Annotated in this window: 12 protein-coding genes; 2 read left to right on the forward strand and 10 right to left on the reverse strand. The window is 54.9% G+C overall.

Annotated elements, in window-relative coordinates; all coding sequences use genetic code 11:
• Nucleotides 1-2: 2 nt before the first annotated feature.
• The 6 genes from gndA to QJ48_RS20085 form a co-directional block, all read right to left on the reverse strand.
• Entirely contained in the window at nucleotides 3-1,415 is a 1,413-nt protein-coding gene (gene gndA, locus QJ48_RS20060; protein ID WP_054975294.1) for an NADP-dependent phosphogluconate dehydrogenase, read from the reverse strand.
• 241 nt (nucleotides 1,416-1,656) lie between these two features.
• On the reverse strand, nucleotides 1,657-2,424 hold the full coding sequence (locus QJ48_RS20065) for an SDR family oxidoreductase (RefSeq protein WP_054975295.1): 768 nt from the start codon (nucleotides 2,422-2,424) through the stop codon (nucleotides 1,657-1,659).
• A gap of 12 nt (nucleotides 2,425-2,436) precedes the next feature.
• The gene (gntK, locus tag QJ48_RS20070; protein ID WP_054975296.1) at nucleotides 2,437-3,996 is read right to left on the reverse strand and encodes a gluconokinase; all 1,560 of its coding nucleotides are present in this window, start codon (nucleotides 3,994-3,996) and stop codon (nucleotides 2,437-2,439) included.
• Nucleotides 3,997-5,265: a lactate racemase domain-containing protein gene (locus QJ48_RS20075; protein ID WP_054975297.1), complete on the reverse strand. Its 1,269-nt coding sequence runs from the start codon at nucleotides 5,263-5,265 to the stop codon at nucleotides 3,997-3,999.
• Between the two features lie 22 nt (nucleotides 5,266-5,287).
• Nucleotides 5,288-6,286 (reverse strand): LacI family DNA-binding transcriptional regulator, encoded by a 999-nt coding sequence (locus QJ48_RS20080; RefSeq protein WP_054975298.1) that lies wholly within the window; start codon nucleotides 6,284-6,286, stop codon nucleotides 5,288-5,290.
• 251 nt (nucleotides 6,287-6,537) lie between these two features.
• Nucleotides 6,538-7,737 carry an MFS transporter gene (locus tag QJ48_RS20085; protein ID WP_054975299.1) on the reverse strand — a complete coding sequence of 400 codons (1,200 nt, stop codon included), beginning with the start codon at nucleotides 7,735-7,737 and terminating at the stop codon, nucleotides 6,538-6,540.
• A 289-nt stretch (nucleotides 7,738-8,026) separates the two neighbouring features.
• Between QJ48_RS20085 and QJ48_RS20090 the strand changes: the two genes are divergently transcribed.
• Entirely contained in the window at nucleotides 8,027-8,626 is a 600-nt protein-coding gene (locus tag QJ48_RS20090) for a TetR/AcrR family transcriptional regulator (protein ID WP_054975300.1), read from the forward strand.
• 101 nt (nucleotides 8,627-8,727) lie between these two features.
• Here the strand turns inward: QJ48_RS20090 and QJ48_RS20095 are convergent, their stop codons facing one another.
• The 4 genes from QJ48_RS20095 to QJ48_RS20110 form a co-directional block, all read right to left on the reverse strand.
• Entirely contained in the window at nucleotides 8,728-9,324 is a 597-nt protein-coding gene (locus QJ48_RS20095; RefSeq protein WP_054975301.1) for a hypothetical protein, read from the reverse strand.
• 307 nt (nucleotides 9,325-9,631) lie between these two features.
• Nucleotides 9,632-10,771 carry an ABC transporter permease gene (locus QJ48_RS20100; RefSeq protein ID WP_054975302.1) on the reverse strand — a complete coding sequence of 380 codons (1,140 nt, stop codon included), beginning with the start codon at nucleotides 10,769-10,771 and terminating at the stop codon, nucleotides 9,632-9,634.
• Nucleotides 10,764-11,939, reverse strand: coding sequence for an ABC transporter permease (locus tag QJ48_RS20105; RefSeq protein ID WP_054975303.1), 1,176 nt, complete (start codon nucleotides 11,937-11,939; stop codon nucleotides 10,764-10,766). Before QJ48_RS20105 ends, QJ48_RS20100 begins: the two co-directional genes overlap by 8 nt.
• 12 nt (nucleotides 11,940-11,951) lie before the next feature.
• Complete coding sequence (locus tag QJ48_RS20110) at nucleotides 11,952-12,887, reverse strand: ABC transporter ATP-binding protein (RefSeq protein WP_082420601.1); 936 nt, start codon at nucleotides 12,885-12,887, stop codon at nucleotides 11,952-11,954.
• Between the two features lie 149 nt (nucleotides 12,888-13,036).
• Between QJ48_RS20110 and QJ48_RS20115 the strand changes: the two genes are divergently transcribed.
• Nucleotides 13,037-14,167, forward strand: a complete 1,131-nt coding sequence (locus QJ48_RS20115; protein ID WP_054975305.1) for a sensor histidine kinase — start codon at nucleotides 13,037-13,039, stop codon at nucleotides 14,165-14,167.
• Nucleotides 14,168-14,185 lie beyond the last annotated feature (18 nt).

A 14,185-nucleotide genomic window follows, 5' to 3' on the forward strand; every position in this document is an offset into this window, starting at 1 on the left:
GCTTAGTTTTCCATCCATTGGAAGTGGAAGGTGCCTTCTTTGTCGACCCGCTTGAAGGTATGGGCGCCGAAATAATCGCGCTGCGCTTGCAGCAGGTTGGCCGGCAACCGCTCGGTCCGGTAGCTGTCGTAGTAAGCCAGCGCGGAAGCGAAGGCCGGAACCGGTACGCCGCGGGTAATTGCCGTTGCGACGACGTTTCTCCAAGCGTCTTGGTACTGCTCCACGATGCCCTTGAAGTATTCGTCAAGCAGCAGGTTTCTCAGCTCCGGATTGCGATCGTACGCATCCTTGATGTTCTGCAGGAAGCGGGCGCGGATAATGCAGCCGCCGCGGAAAATCATCGCAATGCTGCCGTAGTCCAAGCTCCAGTTGTATTCCTCGCTTGCCGCTCTCATTTGGGCAAAACCCTGCGCGTAAGAGCAAATTTTGCTCGCATACAGCGCCTTCCGTACCGCTTCGATAAACGCCGCGCGGTCGCCGTCGAAAGCCGCTTGCTTCGGTCCGTTCAGCACTTTGCTGGCCGCAACGCGCTCTTCTTTCATGGCCGAGATGAAGCGGGAGAAGACGGATTCGGTAATGATGGACAACGGAACGCCGAGATCAAGCGCGCTTTGGCTTGTCCATTTGCCCGTCCCCTTCTGGCCGGCGGAATCGAGAATGACATCGACCATCGGCTTGCCCGTTTCCGGATCGTATTTGGTGAAAATGTCGGTTGTGATTTCGATCAGGTAGCTGTCCAGCTCGCCCTTGTTCCAATCGGCGAAAATCTCATGAAGCTCCTGCGTGCTGACGCCAAGCACGTCTTTGAGCAGATGGTACGCTTCGCAGATGAGCTGCATGTCGCCGTACTCGATCCCGTTATGTACCATCTTGACGTAATGGCCGGCGCCGTCCGGTCCGATGTAGGTGCAGCAAGGGTCGCCGTTCACTTTGGCCGAAATGGCCGTCAGAATCGGAGCGACCAGTTCGTAGGCGTCCTTTTGCCCACCCGGCATGATCGCAGGACCTTTCAGCGCGCCTTCCTCGCCGCCGGATACGCCCGTACCGATAAAGCGGAGGCCGTGCGCTTCCAGCTCTTTGTTGCGGCGCTGGGTGTCCGGGAAAAATGCGTTGCCGCCGTCGATGATAATATCACCTTTTTCCAGATGAGGAACCAACTGGTTAATTGTATCGTCCGTCGCATGGCCCGCTTGCACCATGATTAAAATTTTGCGAGGCGTTTCGAGCGAAGCTACGAATTCCTCGATGCTGTATGTACCGACCAGCTTCTTGCCTTGCGCCTCAGCGAGCAGCGCATCCGTTTTCTCCCGCGAACGGTTGAAGACGGACACCGTGAAGCCTCTGCTTTCGATGTTCAGAGCCAGGTTTTTCCCCATGACCGCAAGACCGATAACGCCGACTTGTTGTTTGGACATTGTGGTTTCTCTTCCTTCCTTTTTCTATTTTAATTTTGACGGTTTAAGGGGTTGCAGCTAGCGGTTTTCGAAAAGGTTCGGCCGGAGGTCAGAATATCAATCGGAAAGTTTACGTGGCGCCTTTGAAAATGGATTCTTACCGCAAGGTAAGTTCAATGGAATCCATTTTCAAGAGCGCCTGGAGATTGATATTGCTGTACCGCAGGCCTTGCTTCCTTTTTGACAACCGCTTTTTCCACCCTTAAATCGTCATCGCTCCGAAGCCCCCGTCCACCCGCAGCACTGTGCCGGTGACGAAACTCGAAGCTTTCTCCGAAGCCAGATACACGGCTGCGCCCTGAAGCTCTTCCGCTTCGCCGAAACGGTTCATCGGCGTATGGCGCATGATGGATTCGACACGCTCGGGAGACAAAATTTTTCGGTTTTGCTCGGCCGGGAAGAAGCCCGGAATGATGGCATTGACACGCACGCGCGCAGGAGCGAATTCTCGCGCCAGAAATTGGGTGACGTTGTTCACCGCCGCTTTGGAAGCGGAGTACGTGAACACTTTGGACAGCGGCGGCTCCGAAGATACGGAGGAGATGTTAATGATGCTGCCTCCTTCGCCTTTGTCCACCATATGCTTCCCAAAAATTTGACACGCCAACACGACGCTTTTGAGATTCACTTCCATAATCGAATCCCATTCGTCCATCGTAATGTCAAAAAACGGCGTCGCGCTGTTTTTGCCCGGACAGTTCATCAAAATATCGCAGCGCCCCGTCCACGCAAGCACTTCGGACAGCACCCGCTTCAAGTCCTCGGCTTTCGTCGCATCCGCCGAAAAGCACTTGGCCCGTCCGCCGGCCGCTTCGATCCGCTTCGCAACTTCTTCGGATTTCTCCATATTGCGCCCGACCACCGCGACATCCGCCCCGTGTCCGCCAAGCGCAATCCCCATCGTGCCGCCTAAGGTGCTGTTGCCTCCGATGATAACTGCCGTTTTTCCCGATAAATCGAATAAGTTCATGCCCGATGCCCCCTAAGATTTCGTGTGAATCTGTTGAAAGGCGGCGATGGCATCAAACTCATCCTTCAACTGATGGTACACACGATTATAAATTTTTGTCAACTGTTGATATACTTCATGGTTCGGTTCGCTTGCGCGAAGCGACTGCTCCACCTGCATCCAATCGTGAACGCTGGAGAAATCCTTAATCTCGCCGAGCGCCAGCATGCCGAGCTGCGCCGCCCCGAGGCCGGAGCTTTCGATCGTATTTGGCACCACGACGTTCGCATTCAGTACGTCGGCCATCATCTGCAGCCAGAACGAAGATCGGGCAAAGCCGCCGGAAGCGCGTACCTCCCGGGTCGGACCGCTGAGCTCCTCCAGCGCGGATACGACCGAATGAATCCGGTACATGACACCTTCCAGCACCGCCCGGATCATATGTTTCTTCTGATGATAAAGCGATAACCCGAAAAATACGCCGCGCGCGTTCGCGTTCCAGTACGGCGCCCGCTCGCCGGTAAGCAGCGGCAGGAAGATAAGTCCGTCCGAGCCGGCAGCTGCCTCGCGCGCCAAGGACGTCAAATAGTCGTACGGGTCCATGCCCCTGCGGCGCCCTTCCTCCGCTTCCGCCGTGGCGAGCTGATCGCGCACCCAGCGGAACATAATGCCGCCATTGTTGATCGCGCCGCCGACGACCCAGAAATCTTCCTTAAGCGCATAGCAGAACAATCGGCCCTTCGGATCGGTTATCGGCTCGCGCACGACGCCGCGGACAGCGCCGCTGGTCCCGATCGTTACCGCGTAAACACCCGGTTCGAAAGCGCCGACGCCGAGGTTGGCCAGCACACCGTCGGACGCGCCTACGACAAAAGGCGTATCCGCCGCGATTCCCATCGAGGCTGCATCCCCGACAGTCAGCCCTTGCAGCACGTGCGTAGTCGATACGGGCTCCGACAGCTGCTCGGGCCGGACGCCGCAGGCTTCGAGCGCCTGCTTATCCCACGCCAGCTCCCGCAGGTTGAAGAGACCAGTGCAGCTTGCCAGCGAGTAGTCGATCACCAGCTTGCCGAACAGCTTGCCGAATACGTATTCTTTGATGCCGATAAACTTATACGCCTGCTCGAACAGATCCGGCCGATTGTCCCTGAACCACATCAGCTTCAGCAGAGGCGACATCGGATGAATCGGAGTGCCCGTGTTCCGGTAAATCTCATGGCCGTTCAGCTCTTCCTTCAGTACTTTGACGTAGCCGACGCTGCGGTTGTCGGCCCATGTGATGCAGCGCGTCAGCGGAGTCAAATCACGGTCCACCGCGATCAGGCTGTGCATCGCCGAGCTGAACGAGACGCACAGCACTTGTCCGGGCAAAATGGCCGCTTTGCTGACGACTTCGCGAATGGCGGTAAGAACCGCTTGATAAATTTCTTCCGGGTCTTGCTCGGCCATATCCGGCTTGGGCGTGTAAAGCGGATACTCCACCGCATGGGACGCAAGCACGCGGCCGCTCCGGTCGATCACCAGCGTCTTGGTGCTCGTCGTGCCGATGTCCGCGGCGATGATGTAAGGCTTGGGTACAGACAAACCGCTCATTTATACCAGATTCCCTTCACTGTTGAATGACAGATCGTACGGGTCGGTCAAAATCTCGATATCCGGATGAAGCTTCGCTTCCTCGAGCAGATTGGCCGAGATTTCGATTTCGCCCAAATGCAGCGTATCCCGTATACGCACAAGCCGGCATTGGGTATAATCCAAAATATTGCAGGTTTTGACCGCGGCTTTAATGGCATACAGGTCGTTTTCGAGAGTCGTTGCGATTTTGGTCGGTGCGCATACGGTGGAAGTCAGCCCGTTGGCGTAAGTCGCGGCCAAATCCATCTTGTCGACCAGCCGCTGCGTCGTGAAATCGGCCGTGCCGACGCCGTTGGCGTTGCCTTTCGTTTCCGGCGTCGTGTCGAGAACGACCATCTTGGACACGTCGGGGCCACCATGCGCATACGGCGTCGGGTAACGGCCGGTAATGTTCGGGTCCATGCCGTCGCCGCTGATGTTTTTGCCGATGTAATCGATGACCAGGACGTCGATTTGATCGAACAAAATTTTCGGCAGCCGCGCCTTGGCAATCTCGAGCAGCACCATCTCGCGTTCCTCCACCTGAGCTGCAGGAAGCACTTCGACGATGCACGTTTCGTCGTATGCATTTTCCACAAGCGCCACGCCGAACAGGATCGGCAGCTTTTCGATCATAATCCGCGCCATGGCCGGCACGTTTTCAGCCATATATTTGAAGCCGAGCTGGTGGCACGCTTCCGCCCCTTTTTGCTTGCCGAGCCCGATGGAAATCATTTTCATTATGCCGCTTTCGATTTTGCCGCGGAAGGCGGTGTGCGGCTTCACCCGGTTGATGACGACGATGGCATCCGCCTCGTATGCGTATTTGTCGACGTAAACCGGAAGGCCGTTCGGCAGCTGGTCGATCTGCACGACCTCCATGGTCGAGCGGATCGGCACCCCCATCGCTTCCTCCGTAACGCCGAGATGGTGAAGCACTTCCTTCTGTCCTTCAGCGGTCGCGCCTCCGTGGCTGCCCATGCAGGGGACGATGAACGGATGGGCGCCCGCCCGTTTGATCGCATCGATCGTCGTCCGGGTGAAAGCAGCGATGTTTGCCACGCCGCGGCTGCCTACCGCCACGGCCACCTGCTGGCCCGGCTTGATCCGGTCGATGGCGCCGGGCTTCGCCAGCTCGCGCTCCAAATCTTCGGTCGGGCGCTCCAGACGGGTTCCGTCGAACTTCTGTCGGATGCGGACCATTTGCGGAATCGGGATGTCTTGCAGAAGCGTTCTGAGTACGCTCATGTTACTTGCCTCCCCAAACGAATTAGATGGATTTGACGGAGTCGCGGATGACCAGCTCCGTATGGAATAGAACGACCGACTTTTCCGAATGCTTCGTCTCGATGAACTTCAGGAGCGTCTCCGCCCCGGCCCGGCTCAGCTCTTCGATCGGTCTGCGAACCGTGGTCAGCGCAGGCGACATGAAAGCCGAGAACAGGTGGTCGTCGAAGCCCGCCACCGATATGTCTTCCGGCACCGACAAGCCCCGCTCCGTCACGGCTTTCACCGCACCGAGCGCCATGTCATCGTTGCAGCAAAAGACGGCGGTCGGCCGGTCGGGAAGCTCCAGCAGCTTGCTCATGGCCGTGTGTCCGCTTTCCAGATCGTAATTGCCGCTGACGTAATACGCTTCCGGTACGGAGATCCCGTGCTTGTGGAGCGCCTCGCGATAGCCGTCGCGGCGGGCTTGCGTCGATTTGAAGCCCTGTTTCCCCTCGATGATCGCAATATTGCGGTGTCCCTGCTGAACCAAGTATTCCGTTAGCCGGTAAGCGCCGCTCTGGTCGTCCGGGACGAAGTTCATCACTTGGACGCTTTCGACGGGCCTGTTCAGCACCACAAGCGGAATCTCTTTGTCCGAAGCGTATTCGATGAACGACTGGTCGCTTTCGCTTTGGCTCATGACGATGATGCCGTCGAAATTTTTGCGGTTCACCTTATGAAAGCTCTTGTAATCGTCAATCCCCCGCACAATCAAGTTGTAGTCGTCTTTAATGACGTCGTTTACGCCTTTGATGGCTTCGTACAAAAATCCGGCGGAGGTACCTGTATGCAGGGTTGTAAAAAATAGCCCTAAATTGTATGATCGATCCAGCACCAAGCTTCGCGCGCTGTAATTCGGAGTATAGTTCATGCTTCCCGCAATCGCTTTAATACGCTCTTTCGTTTCCGGGTTGATCAGCGGGCTGTCGTTCAATGCCCGGGAAACGGTCGTATGCGACACGCCGGCCAGTTTGGCGATGTCTTTGATCGTAACACTCATGGGACCACCTCCCATTCATCATAACATAGAAATGCACACGTTAACAATGCTCTTTTCATCCACCTATTGCACATATAACGGACTTTTGTACATATTATGTCAAGCGATGAATCCCCTTGTGATCATTTGAAATAATAGAGGTGTACGAGTGGGTGGGGTATCTCTATATTTATAAAAACCACTTTCTCAACAAAGCTCAAGCCGGCCAAATGGCCGGCTTATTTAATGGACTGAAATAATCGATTGCATTTTTATGACTTCTTCTCTGTGGCAAAATAAAGCATGGCAGCGACCGGGAAAGCTATTCCGATCCATAACGCCATACTCCATCCCCCTGAGGCGTACGCCCACCCCCCAATGGAGGAACCGATAGCTCCGCCAAAAAAGAAAATAGCCATGAAAAGTCCGTTCAGACGACTGCGTATTTCAGGTCCCAAGGAAAAGATCGCGCGTTGTCCGAGCACAAGATTTGCGGATACTCCCGCGTCCAGCAATATGGCTGAAATGACCAGAACCGCTATTCCGACGGGCGAGCCGGTTTGGATCAGGAGCGGCAGCAAAACAGAAATGATGACCGTAGCGAGCGCTATCCATGTTCCGGGTCTCGTCCAGCCGCGATCGGCCAGCCGTCCGGCAATGGGGGAAGCTACCGCACCCGCGACTCCGGCTAGTGCGAACAATGCAATGGCTTTCTGGGAAAAATGAAAAACCGGGCTGGACAACAGTAAGGGAACGGTTGTCCAAAACAAGCTGAAAGTCGCAAACACACACGCATGATATGCAGCGCGACGGCGTAAGATCGGGGTCGTTCGCAGCAAGTGCCACATCGAACCAAGCAGAGCGGCATAGTGTGTGTTTGTCGTCGGCCTTCTTGCAGGCAACACTTTCGACAGAACGATCGCCAAAATAACGACAGCTATGGCAGACAAAGCGAATATGGCATGCCAGCTCAAGAAGTCGGCTACCAGACTGGACAAAGGGCGAGATAGCATGATTCCAAGCAACAAACCGCTCATGATATTACCGACAACACGGCCGCGTGTCGTTTCTGTTGCCAGATATGAAGCGAAAGGTACAAGTACTTGAGCTGCAACAGAGCCCAACCCGATAAAAAGGGAAGCCCCTAAAAAAAGCAATGGTTGTTTTGCCATAGCGGCAGCAGCAAGGGCTATTGCTGTAAGAAGCAACGATACGACGACCAGCCTTCGGTTCTCAACAATATCTCCCAAAGGTACGACAAAGAGCAAGCCGATGACGTAGCCAATCTGCGTAAGCGTTACGATAAAACCGGCACTGCTTTCAGAGAGTCCGATTGAAGAACTGATTAACCCGATCAAGGGCTGTGCATAGTAAAGATTAGCGACAATGATCCCGCATGCCGTCGCCAGAAGAATGGTTAACCATGTCGGAATATTTTTCTCGATGGTTTGTTTATTTTTTAACGTAGTCATCTTAGGCAGCTCCTTATTTTTAAAAATAAATGCTCAACAGTCCCAGCAAAAAAACGGCTAACGATCCCCATCGACTCTAATTCGAAGCTGCTTTTTCCTCATGCTAGTACTCAATCCCCTCCTAATCATTTTTAAATACTGTACGTACAGTTTACAAATTAGATAATGTAATAATATACTGAACGTATAGTTTTGTAAATGGGCAGTTTCAATTTTTCTTTTTTGTCCAATATCGTTATACTGAACGTATAGTTTATATTTACGCTTAAGACGTGAATTTACGAAAGGGATGATTGCGGTGCACGGCAAAAGAGGGCGGCCGCGTAATGTCGAAACTCAAAAGTCTATCCTTTCCGCTTCTTATGAATTATTGTTGGAAAATGGCTTTGCAGCGGTCACAGTTGATAAAATTGCAGATCGCGCCAAAGTCAGCAAAGCCACGATTTATAAATGGTGGCCCAACAAGGCTGCCGTTGTCATGGATGGTTTTCTTTTTGCCGCCTCGGCAAGGTTACCCGTGCCTGATACGGGCTCGACCTTGAACGATATTCTCATTCACGCTACGAATGTGACCCGATTTTTGACAAGTCGGGAGGGGACCATCATTACGGAGCTATTAGGCGAAGGGCAGTTTGATCCCGGATTGGCCGAAGCCTATCGGACCCGATATTTCCAGCCCCGCCGGCTTGAGGCCAGGAACCTTCTGGAAAAAGGGGTTCAGCGCGGGGAATTGAAAAAAAATCTTGATATCGGATTATGCATCGATCTCATTTACGGACCGATTTTCTATCGCTTGCTTGTGACAGGCGAAAAATTGGACGATGCCTATGTGCAGCAATTGGTAATGAACGCATTTGAAGGCATTCGTGCGACCCAGCCCATTTTATAAACGTCAAAAAGGCCTGTGCTCCTAACCTCGCACAGGCCGTTCAGCGGCTGTTCGCTGCGCTGCGATACGTTCCGCCAACGCCTTTCCTCAGCCAGATGATATTACATTTCGAGCAGCAGCATCTCCTGCCGGAGTTCCATCAGCCTCTCCTTACATCGTTCGATCGCTTCCCGGTCTCCCTCTTGAAGCGCATCATGCAGCGTAGCCAGCTCGTAATCCAGCTCCAGCCGCAGCACCGGAATCCGTTCGTCCGGTCGTCTGGACCGGAACGCCTGCATCATTTCTTCCACCGTGACCACTGGTTCCTTTTGGAATAACACCTTATGTTCCACCCCCGAAATTTCAACCATACGGATGATTTCGCCGAACATGATGTTTTCAATCAGAATCTGCCGGTCTTTGAAGCGCTTTACTACCGCGTGACCGCGGGTATCGCCGATCATCTTCTCCATCAGCTCCGCCAGCTTTTCGTCTTTAAAGGAGTAATTGCCCACGATTTTATACCGCTCGCCAATCCGCTGAAACCGCAGCTTTACCAGCTTGCGGCCGGTCCGGATCGAGACGATAAACTGTTGGTCGCTCTCGTTCCAATAGAGCGAGTAGCCTTCTTGAATGAGTGTTTTGATGAAGTTACGGATTAGCCGACGGTCAAACCGTAACTCAAGGTTGCAATATTCCACTTCATGACTCTTGCTCACGGCAATCCCCTCCTTGATGATAACTTGCTTAATGAACAGCGACGTCTTCTGGTTCGGTCCGTGCTGCTGCCGGCGTGTGTATTGGCGTGAACGCTAGTCGAACATGCTTATCTCTTTGATAGAATTTTCTGACTATTCTGTTTCTTAGTTCTATCTTATTATGAATCATATGATTTAGCAACTTGGATTATTGATTTTTTTAACGTTTTTTGAACCTATTTTTTTGCGGTCAGGTTGCCTCCGAAACAAAAAACGCCTCCGCTCTAAGGCGAAGACGTTACAAAGTATAATTTATTGCCTCCCGCCGCTAGCCGGCTTCCGTTTCGCCCGGCTTCATCACGACGGAGCCGATACCGAGCAGCACCAGAGCGAACAGTCCCAGCACGCCGAGATGCATGACGACATCCCCCAGCCCTTGTCCCGAGCCGAGCCTGCGAATGGCTTCAATCGCCCAGGTTTGAGGCACAAAATTGGCCAGCTTCTGCATGAACTCGGGCATGATCGATACCGGCCAGAAGCAGCCGCCCAGCATGCAGGTCGGTGCCGAAACCATCGAGTTGATCGCGCCGATATTCTCGCTGTTGCGGATCAAGCCGGCCACTGCGCTGCCGATGCCGATGACCGCCAGCAGGAAGCATTCCATCACAAGCAGATGCTGCATGAAAGGCAGCCCGTACGAAAAGTTCATCGCATACCGGGTAAACGCCAGCACCAGCACGATTTGCAGCGTACCTACCGCGAAGCTCCCGAGGAAGTTGCCAAGCATGATTTCGTAGGCGCGGACGGGAGCCGTAAACATTCGGGTCATCGTTTTTTGCTTCCGGTCTTCGACCATGATGGAGACGGAGCTGTTGACCAGCCCCATCAGGAACATCAGCAGGATACCCGTAGCGAGACCGAGCGCCGGACTGGCGTACCAGCCGTAATCGGTGCGTGTCGCACGAACCTGATGCTTCTCTACCTGCTCCAGAACGAGATTCAGCCGGTCTTCCGCCTGACCTGAAGCGTCCAGCGCGCGCATAGCCGTGCTCACCCGGCGGATCGTTTGGTCCAAGCTCATCCGCAGCGTGAAGGACGCCTCGCTCATGGACAGCTCTAACTGCTCCACAGGCATGGCCCGGCCTTCCTTCAACCCTTGGGAGAAGCCCGCGGGGATGAGGAAAGCCGCATCCGCTTTGTGCTCGATCACCGCCGTTCGCATTGCGTCGAGAGTTGCCGCGGCGGAAAGCCGATAGCGGCCGGTATGCTCAAGCTCCCGCAAAATATGCCGGCCTACCGGTCCTTCATCCGCATTGATATAAAGGATGGATGCCTTCTCGTCCTGCTTCGCGGCAAAGCCGATAATAAGCGACACGATCAAAGCCGGGGCGATGATAAACAACAGGAAGCCTCTGCGGTTTCCGATTGTTCTTTTAATTAAATTGACGGCAATAAACAGACTATTCACGGTATCCCACCTTCCGGTACGCCGCGAAGGCAACGGCCGCCAGCGCGGCGGCGATCGCAGCCAAAACCGTAACATGATGCAGCACGAGCTGCGGTTTTCCATCCAGCATCATCTGCAGGATGCTTTGCATCGCCCAATGATTGACCGTAAATTGCCCAATCCGCTCAAGTGCCCCTACCTGCGGATCAAAGCCTCCGCTTAAAAAGGTCATCAGCATAATGACGATCTGGAACGCCATCGTCACCGACTTGATGTTGCGGCAGTACAGCGAGCTTAGCATCGCCAGCGCCATCGAAGCCAGCATGACGGCCAGACATACGGCTAGCAGGAATGCCGGACGATTCCCCCAGTCGACGCCATACGCATAATGCGTCACACCGATGATGACACACGCCTGGATCAAGGTCAGAAGGCCGTTTCCGATCATTTTGCCGAACATGATCTGATTCATCGTAACCGGCATGGAACCGAGTCTGAACAGCGTGTGATCCACACGCTCGTTCACCAGGCTGATGGATGCCGTCATCCCGGCGTACAGCATGAACATGACGAGCATCGAGACGGAATAATATTGAAGCGCCGTATATTCCTTGCCCTCGTTTCCCAGCCTGCCCTCCGCAACGAATGTTTCCCCAGCGCCGGCATAAACGGATGCATCTGCCAGCTGAGTCATTACGGCCTGCGGTCCCAAAGTCAGGGCGGCAGCCTGCATGCTGTTCGCGTAAGCGAGATAGCTTTCCAGCGCCGTCTCGGCGATCAGGTTTTGTCCCCGGTCTTTGCCGGCAATCAGCTCCCACGAAGCCGGTTTTCCCTGCAGCAAAGCTTCCCCAAAGCCCTCAGGCACGATCAGACCGTATTCGGCTCTTCCCTCTTGAAGCGCACGCACCGCTTCCTCGCGGCTGGAAGATTCCTGCGTCTGGAGAATTTCCTTGGTTCTCGGATTGCTCAAATACGCCTTAAGCGGCTCGCTCCACCGGCTCTGATCCAGATTCACCACGGCGACCTTCACGGGCGTGATCTTGACATCCTCCGCTTTAAACTCCTTGGAGAGCGCCGAGCCCAGAATTAAAATCAGAACCAGCGGCAGCAAAAACAAAACGAGCATCACCACTTTGATGCGGCTTAACCGCAAAAGCTCGTAACCGGCGACGGTCCATACAATGCGCATGCTCTCCGCCTCCTAATCCCGAAGCGTCCGTCCCGTCAACGACAGGAACAGCGCCTCCAGGTCCGGCTCCACGCGGCTCAGCGATTGAATGACGACCTGATGCTTCGATAAAATGTACAAAATGTCCTGCAGCGAATTGGGCGAGGACGGCAAATAAATTTCCAGCGTCCGGTCGTCTGTCGCCACTTGCTGGATGCGCGGGTGCGCCTGCAGCTCGGCCACGGCTTCTTCCTTGACCTCCGCGACTTTGACGATCAGCTTCTCGTCCGAGGCGACGAGCGCCCGCAAATCCTCCTGCGTGCCGCAGGCGATCAAGTGGCCGTGATCGATAATGCCGACCCGCGTGCTGATTGCGGCAACCTCTTCCATATAATGGCTCGTATAAATGATGGTCGAGCCCATCTGATTCAGCTTGCGGACCGAATCGAGGATATGGTTGCGGGATTGCGGGTCGATCCCGACCGTCGGCTCGTCCATGATGATCAGCTTCGGCCGGTGCATGATCGCGCACGCGATATTCAGCCGCCGCTTCATCCCTCCCGAGTAAGCGCCGGGCTTCTCGCCCTGCCGGTCCGACAGCCCTACGAACTCCAACGCTTCCTGCACCCGCTCGCGCAGCAGATCTCCCCGCAGACCGTACAGCTTGCCGAAAAACGTGACGTTTTCACGGGCCGTCAAGTTTTCGTAAATCGCGAGCTCCTGCGGCACGAGACCGATCCTCCGCTTGATCTCAAGCGGATTGGCGGCAACGGAAATGCCTTCGATCCGCATTTCGCCCTGATCGATTTTGAGCAGACCGCAGAGCATTTTGATCGTGGTGCTTTTCCCGGCTCCGTTCGGCCCGAGCAGACCGAATACTTCCCCCTGCCGGATGCTTAAATTCAAATGATCTACGGAAATGTTGCCGCCGTACCGTTTGACGACATCTTTGATTTCGATAAATGACACGTGAGCCCGCTCCTTGTAAGGTGATGTGCTTTGATTGTATTGTACCGCCATTCATGACGCAAAGCAGGTAGCTTTCGTCATTTGTTGGGAATGACGAAAGTCACGAAGGCCCGCCTTATGATATAATCGCATATGGAGGCGCATAAGGGATGCTTTTACTGCTGCGATACGCACTGATTCTTTTTCCCGCCGTCAGCACGGCTTATATGCTGCCGCTCGAACGAAGCGGACAGCTCGCTTTCTATACGCTGGTACTGCTTGCCGTTGCGGAAATAAGCCGCTCTTGGCTGCCGGGGCGGGCACAGAACTTGGCGGCTGCGGCCGAAATGCTGTTCGTCACTTGGCTCAGTCTGCAAATGGAAGGGATGATGTTCGCCTGTCATTATTCCACGTTGACGGCTTATATGCTGAAGGAGCGATCGGGACTCCGCTGGTTTCTGCTTGCGCTACAGGCTGTGCTTTTGAACGGTTCGCTCACCGCCCATCCCGACATGGAGCTGAAGCTTACGGCCAATCTGCTGCTGGCCACCGGTGCGATGCTGCTGTACGGTTGGGCGGAAACCGGCGACCGGAAGCGGGAGCTGGAGCAGGTGTACGACGAATTGCGAAGCAAAGCCTACGAGCTGGATGCCGCCCGTAAAAGGCTTGTCGAATACGCCGGCAAGGTGGAGCAGTTGGCGCAGACGGAGGAGCGGACCCGTATCTCGCACGAAATTCACGACGATCTCGGACATAAGCTGATCCGGCTGAAAATGATGCTGGAAGCGATCATCCGGATTTCGCCCGGGCAGCCGGAGAAAGGCATGGAGATGACCCGGATCGTCCGGGATCAGCTGACGGAAGCGATGGACACGCTCCGGCGGACGGTCCGGCGGATGAAGCCGACGGCGGAGGAGGGGCAGAGCTTCTCGCTCAAGCGGCTGATCGAGGACTTCGCAGCCGATCCGCAGCTTCAAATTCGCTGCGAAATCACTGGCGTGCCGCGCCCGCTTTACCCGAGTCTTGAAATCGTGCTTTACCGGAATGCTCAAGAAGCCGTGACCAACGCCCTTCGTCACGGGCAGGCTACCGAGGTGCTTATCGAGCTGAGCTTCAAGGAGTCCAATGTCTCCATGACCGTTTCCAATAACGGGATGCTGCCGGATTCGGCCGCTGTGGGCAGGGGACTCGGTCTCAGCGGCATGGAGGAACGGACGCGGCTGGTAGGCGGAGAGCTGCGCATTCAAACCGACGGCCGGTTCGCCGTCACGACCCTCGTGCCGACGCCCGGTGCGCAATAAGAGGCACCGACGAAAGAT

The sequence above is a fragment of the Paenibacillus sp. A3 genome (genome assembly GCF_001399685.1).
GTDB lineage: Bacteria > Bacillota > Bacilli > Paenibacillales > NBRC-103111 > Paenibacillus_G.

Bases quoted from the DNA above. Each gene is read 5' to 3' on its own strand.
- gndA (WP_054975294.1), bottom strand. From the start codon at position 1,415: ATGTCCAAACAACAAGTCGGCGTTATCGGTCTTGCGGTCATGGGGAAA.
- QJ48_RS20065 (WP_054975295.1), bottom strand. From the start codon at position 2,424: ATGAACTTATTCGATTTATCGGGAAAAACGGCAGTTATCATCGGAGGC.
- gntK (WP_054975296.1), bottom strand. From the start codon at position 3,996: ATGAGCGGTTTGTCTGTACCCAAGCCTTACATCATCGCCGCGGACATC.
- QJ48_RS20075 (WP_054975297.1), bottom strand. From the start codon at position 5,265: ATGAGCGTACTCAGAACGCTTCTGCAAGACATCCCGATTCCGCAAATG.
- QJ48_RS20080 (WP_054975298.1), bottom strand. From the start codon at position 6,286: ATGAGTGTTACGATCAAAGACATCGCCAAACTGGCCGGCGTGTCGCAT.
- QJ48_RS20085 (WP_054975299.1), bottom strand. From the start codon at position 7,737: ATGACTACGTTAAAAAATAAACAAACCATCGAGAAAAATATTCCGACA.
- QJ48_RS20090 (WP_054975300.1), top strand. From the start codon at position 8,027: ATGATTGCGGTGCACGGCAAAAGAGGGCGGCCGCGTAATGTCGAAACT.
- QJ48_RS20105 (WP_054975303.1), bottom strand. From the start codon at position 11,939: ATGCGCATTGTATGGACCGTCGCCGGTTACGAGCTTTTGCGGTTAAGC.
- QJ48_RS20115 (WP_054975305.1), top strand. From the start codon at position 13,037: ATGCTTTTACTGCTGCGATACGCACTGATTCTTTTTCCCGCCGTCAGC.